This window comes from Frankia tisae, assembly GCF_025403405.1.
GTDB classification, from domain to species: domain Bacteria; phylum Actinomycetota; class Actinomycetes; order Frankiales; family Frankiaceae; genus Frankia; species Frankia tisai.
Map to the genome: position 1 here is coordinate 1 of NZ_JANEZT010000510.1, position 3,605 is coordinate 3,605.

Annotated in this window: 4 protein-coding genes; 2 read left to right on the forward strand and 2 right to left on the reverse strand. The window is 73.0% G+C overall.

From position 1 onward, the window contains the following. Positions 1-124: 124 nt before the first annotated feature. Together NBZ85_RS28935 and NBZ85_RS28940 are read right to left on the reverse strand one after the other, a co-directional pair. Positions 125-913 carry an SDR family oxidoreductase gene (locus NBZ85_RS28935; RefSeq protein ID WP_261560449.1) on the reverse strand — a complete coding sequence of 263 codons (789 nt, stop codon included), beginning with the start codon at positions 911-913 and terminating at the stop codon, positions 125-127. A gap of 76 nt (positions 914-989) precedes the next feature. Beyond that, positions 990-1,235, reverse strand: coding sequence for a DUF2630 family protein (locus NBZ85_RS28940; protein WP_261560450.1), 246 nt, complete (start codon positions 1,233-1,235; stop codon positions 990-992). Positions 1,236-1,350: 115 nt separating this feature from the next. On the opposite strand from NBZ85_RS28940, the gene NBZ85_RS28945 reads away from it, so the two are divergent. Further along, the gene (locus tag NBZ85_RS28945) at positions 1,351-2,349 is read left to right on the forward strand and encodes an NADPH:quinone oxidoreductase family protein (protein WP_261560452.1); all 999 of its coding nucleotides are present in this window, start codon (positions 1,351-1,353) and stop codon (positions 2,347-2,349) included. A 179-nt stretch (positions 2,350-2,528) separates the two neighbouring features. Continuing rightward, a partial coding sequence (locus tag NBZ85_RS28950; RefSeq protein ID WP_261563126.1) for a PAS domain-containing protein occupies positions 2,529-3,605 on the forward strand: 1,077 nt, incomplete at its 3' end.

Here is a 3,605-nt window from a genome sequence, read left to right on the forward strand (position 1 = left end):
CGCCACACCCGCACCCGAGGGCCCGCCACAGTCCAAGCAGACTTGAATTCACCCACCAAGATTTCAAGTTTCCGGCCCTAAACTTGAGTTGTGGACCGGGAGCGCTTCACCGGGCCGAGGCCCGTCAGGCCACCGGGCTCAGGCCGCCGTCGAGGTTGACGGCCGTGCCGGTGATGTAGGTGGCCCGCGCGGAGAGCAGGAAGGCGACGAGGTCGGCGAACTCCTGCGCCCGGCCCACCCGGCCGAGCGGGATGCCGCTGTCGCGCCCCATCCGCGCGTAGAGCTCGTCGATCCCGATGCCCTGCGCGGCCGCGGCCCGGTCCCACTGACCGCTCTCGACCATGCCGATGAGGATCGCGTTGACCCGCACGTTGTCCGGGCCGAACTCCTTGGACAGGGCCTTGGTGAGCGCGAGGCCGGCGGCCCGGGTGACCGACGTCGGCATGGAGCCCGCACCCGGCGTGCGCGCGCTGATCGACAGCGAGTTCACGATGCTGCCGCCGCCCGCCCGGCGCAGGTGCGGCAGGACGAGCCGGGACGCGCGGACCGCCGCGTGCAGCTTCAGGTCGAGGTCGCCCTGCCAGACCTCGTCGGTCTGGCCCTCGAAGGGCCCCGCTGCGCTGGCCCCGGCGTTGTTGACCAGGGCGTCGACGGCGCCCCACCGCTCGGCGGCGGCGGCGGCGAACCGATCGAGATCGGCCGGTTCGCGGACGTCGGCAACCACCGGCAGGACCTCGCCGCCCGCACCGGCCGCGCCGCCGGCCGCCTCGGCGACCGACCGCAGCCGCGCCTCGTCCCGGCCGCAGAAGGCCACCCTGGCCCCCTCGGCCGCCAGCGTCCGCACCAGGGCGGCACCGAGGCCGTCCGAGCCGCCGGTCACCAGCACGACCCGGCCCGCAAGCTGCAGATCCATCCCGCTCCTCTACTCCAGGCCCACCGCCCTGCTGGCCGTCCTACTGACGCTGGCCGCCCTGCTGAAGGCCGCCGTCCTACTGAAGGTAGTGCTCGACCTGCGCGACGCTGCCCGGCTCGGCGCCCTGTGGATCCTGGCCGGCATCGCGCCGCGCACGGCGCCGGCGCAGCAGGTCCCAGCACTGGTCCAGCGCCTGCTCGAGGTGATCGAGCCGCTCGTGCTCGGTCTCGGCGTCGATCTCGCCGCGGGCCCGCCGGCCCCGCAGCTCGTGCTCCTCGGCCACGAGGGCACCGACCTGGGTGTAGATCTGCTCGTCATCCACTCGCCCACTCAATCACGCCGGCCCAGAACCGGACGCCACCGCAAACCGGATGGCCTTCGCGAAGCCAGAGGTTTGGGATGTGGCCTGGCATACTGCTCGCGTGGACACCGCGATGATGCGAGCCGCAGTCTGTCACCGGCTGGGCACGCCGGACGGGATCTCGACCGAGGCGGTACCCAGGCCCACGCCGGGGCCGGGGGAGGCGCTGGTCAGGGTGCACGCGGCGGCGGTGAACTTGCCGGACGTGCTCATCGCCGCGGGCCGCTACCAGGTTCCGGTCCCGCCGCCGTTCACCCCCGGCAGCGAGTTCGCGGGGGTCGTCGCCGCGGTCGGACCGCAGGTGACGGGCGTCCAGGTCGGCGACCGGGTGGCCGGCGGCGTGATGAGCGGCGCGTTCGCGCAGTACGTCGCCGCCCCGGCGGACGCGCTCATCCCGGTGCCGGCGGGGGTGGATCTCGCCACGGCCGCGGCGAGCTGGGTCTGCCATCTCACCGCCTACAACGCGCTGCGTTCGATCGCGAACATCACGCCCGGGGAGCGGCTGGTCGTGCTGGGGGCCGCCGGCGGCGTCGGGCTCGCGACGGTGGAGCTGGGCGCGCTGCTCGGCGCGCGGGTGGTCGCCGCGGCGTCCAGCCCGGAGAAGCTCGCTGCCTGCAAGGAGCGCGGCGCCGAGTTCCTGATCGACTACGAACGCACGCCGTTACGCGACGCGATCCGAGCGGCGGTCGGCGGGGCGGACGTGGTCGTCGACCCCGTCGGCGGGCGGTACTCCGAGGCGGCGCTGCGCACCCTCGGCTGGGGCGGACGTTTCGTCACCGTCGGCTATGCCAGTGGGGAGATCCCACGCATCCCGCTCAACCTGCTGCTGTTGAAGGGCATGACCGTGCGCGGCTTCGAGCTGCGCACCTTCCCCCAGTTCGAGCCGGAACTCGCGGCGCGGGATCGGGCCGAGCTCGCCGAGCTGCTCGGCACCGGCCGGGTTGCCCCGCTCGTCGGAGCCCGCTTCCCGCTGGCCGAGACCGGCGCCGCCCTGCTCCACGTCGCCGAGCGGCGAGCGATCGGCAAGGTCGTCCTGGACATGACGGACGGCGACGCAACCGGCTCCGAGACCTGAGACCGGCTCCGAGGCCTGAGACCGAACCGTTCGAGACCCGCTGACGGCACGACGGCCACCCCAAGACCGGACCGGGTGACTACTTTCCGTCAATACTGGCTGGTCTCGGCGCCGCATGGGGGCACGACCACCCGGGTAGGAAAAGGGCTGGACCGCACGGGGTGGGTGGGTGAGGAGTCTTGGCACAGGAGCGTCCCGATCTCTTCGAGCTCCTGAACCTCGCGGTAACGGCGACGGATTTTCGCACCGGCCGCCTACGCCGGGCCAATGCGGCGGCCTGCGCACTGCTGGGCCGTTCCGAGGCCGAGCTGGTGGGCACGCACTGGCAGGACGTCGCCGCGCCCGAGGAGCGCGCGCTGTGGAACGAGGAGATCCACCGGCCCGGCCAGCAGAACCCGCCGCTGCGGCGGCTGATCCGCCTACGGCGCCCGGACCACAGCACCGTGCACGTTCTCGTCACGTCGGCGACGGTGCCCGGACCGGCCGGCCGGGAGATCCTCAGCCAGCTCCAGGACGTCTCCGACGAGATCACCGCGAACGACCGGCTGCGCCTCATTCTGGACAACACGCCGGTGTCGATGTTCCTGGTGGATCGGTCGGGATTCGTGCTCGCCAGCGAGGGCCTCATGGACGCGACGCTGACCCGCCTCGCCGAGCATCCCGACATCTCGGTGTTCACGCTCTTCGAGGACCTGCCCGACGCCGTCGGCCTGCTGCAGGACGCCCTCGCCGGGCGCCCCCTGCACCATGTCATCGGGGCGTTCGGTCGCTGCTTCGATCTGCATCTGGCGCCGATCTCGGGACCCGACGGCGAGGTGAGCTACCTCACCTGCGTGGCGACGGACGTCACTGAACACCAGCAGGCGCTGGCCACCCTGCGCACCCGATCGATCGAGCAGGCCCTGGTGGCCGACCTGGGCCAGCAGGCGCTGGAGGGCCTGGACGCCACGACGATGTGGACCCGCGCCGCCCAGATGCTCGCCGAGCACCTGGGCGGCGCGGCCGTGCGGATCCACGAACTCGACAACGCCGGCCAGCGCACCCGCACCCTCGCCGATGTCTCCCTCGCCGATGTCTCCCCTGCCGACGTCTCCCCCGCCGACGGGGCCAGCGCCGACGGGGCCCGGGCGGGCGTCGGCCGCTCGGACGGGACGTGGTGCGCCCCGCAGCGGCCCGCCGCAACCGTCACGAGCGAACACAACCTGGTCGTGGCGACCGGCCGAGGTGACCGTCCGTCGGCGGTCATCGAGGTGAGC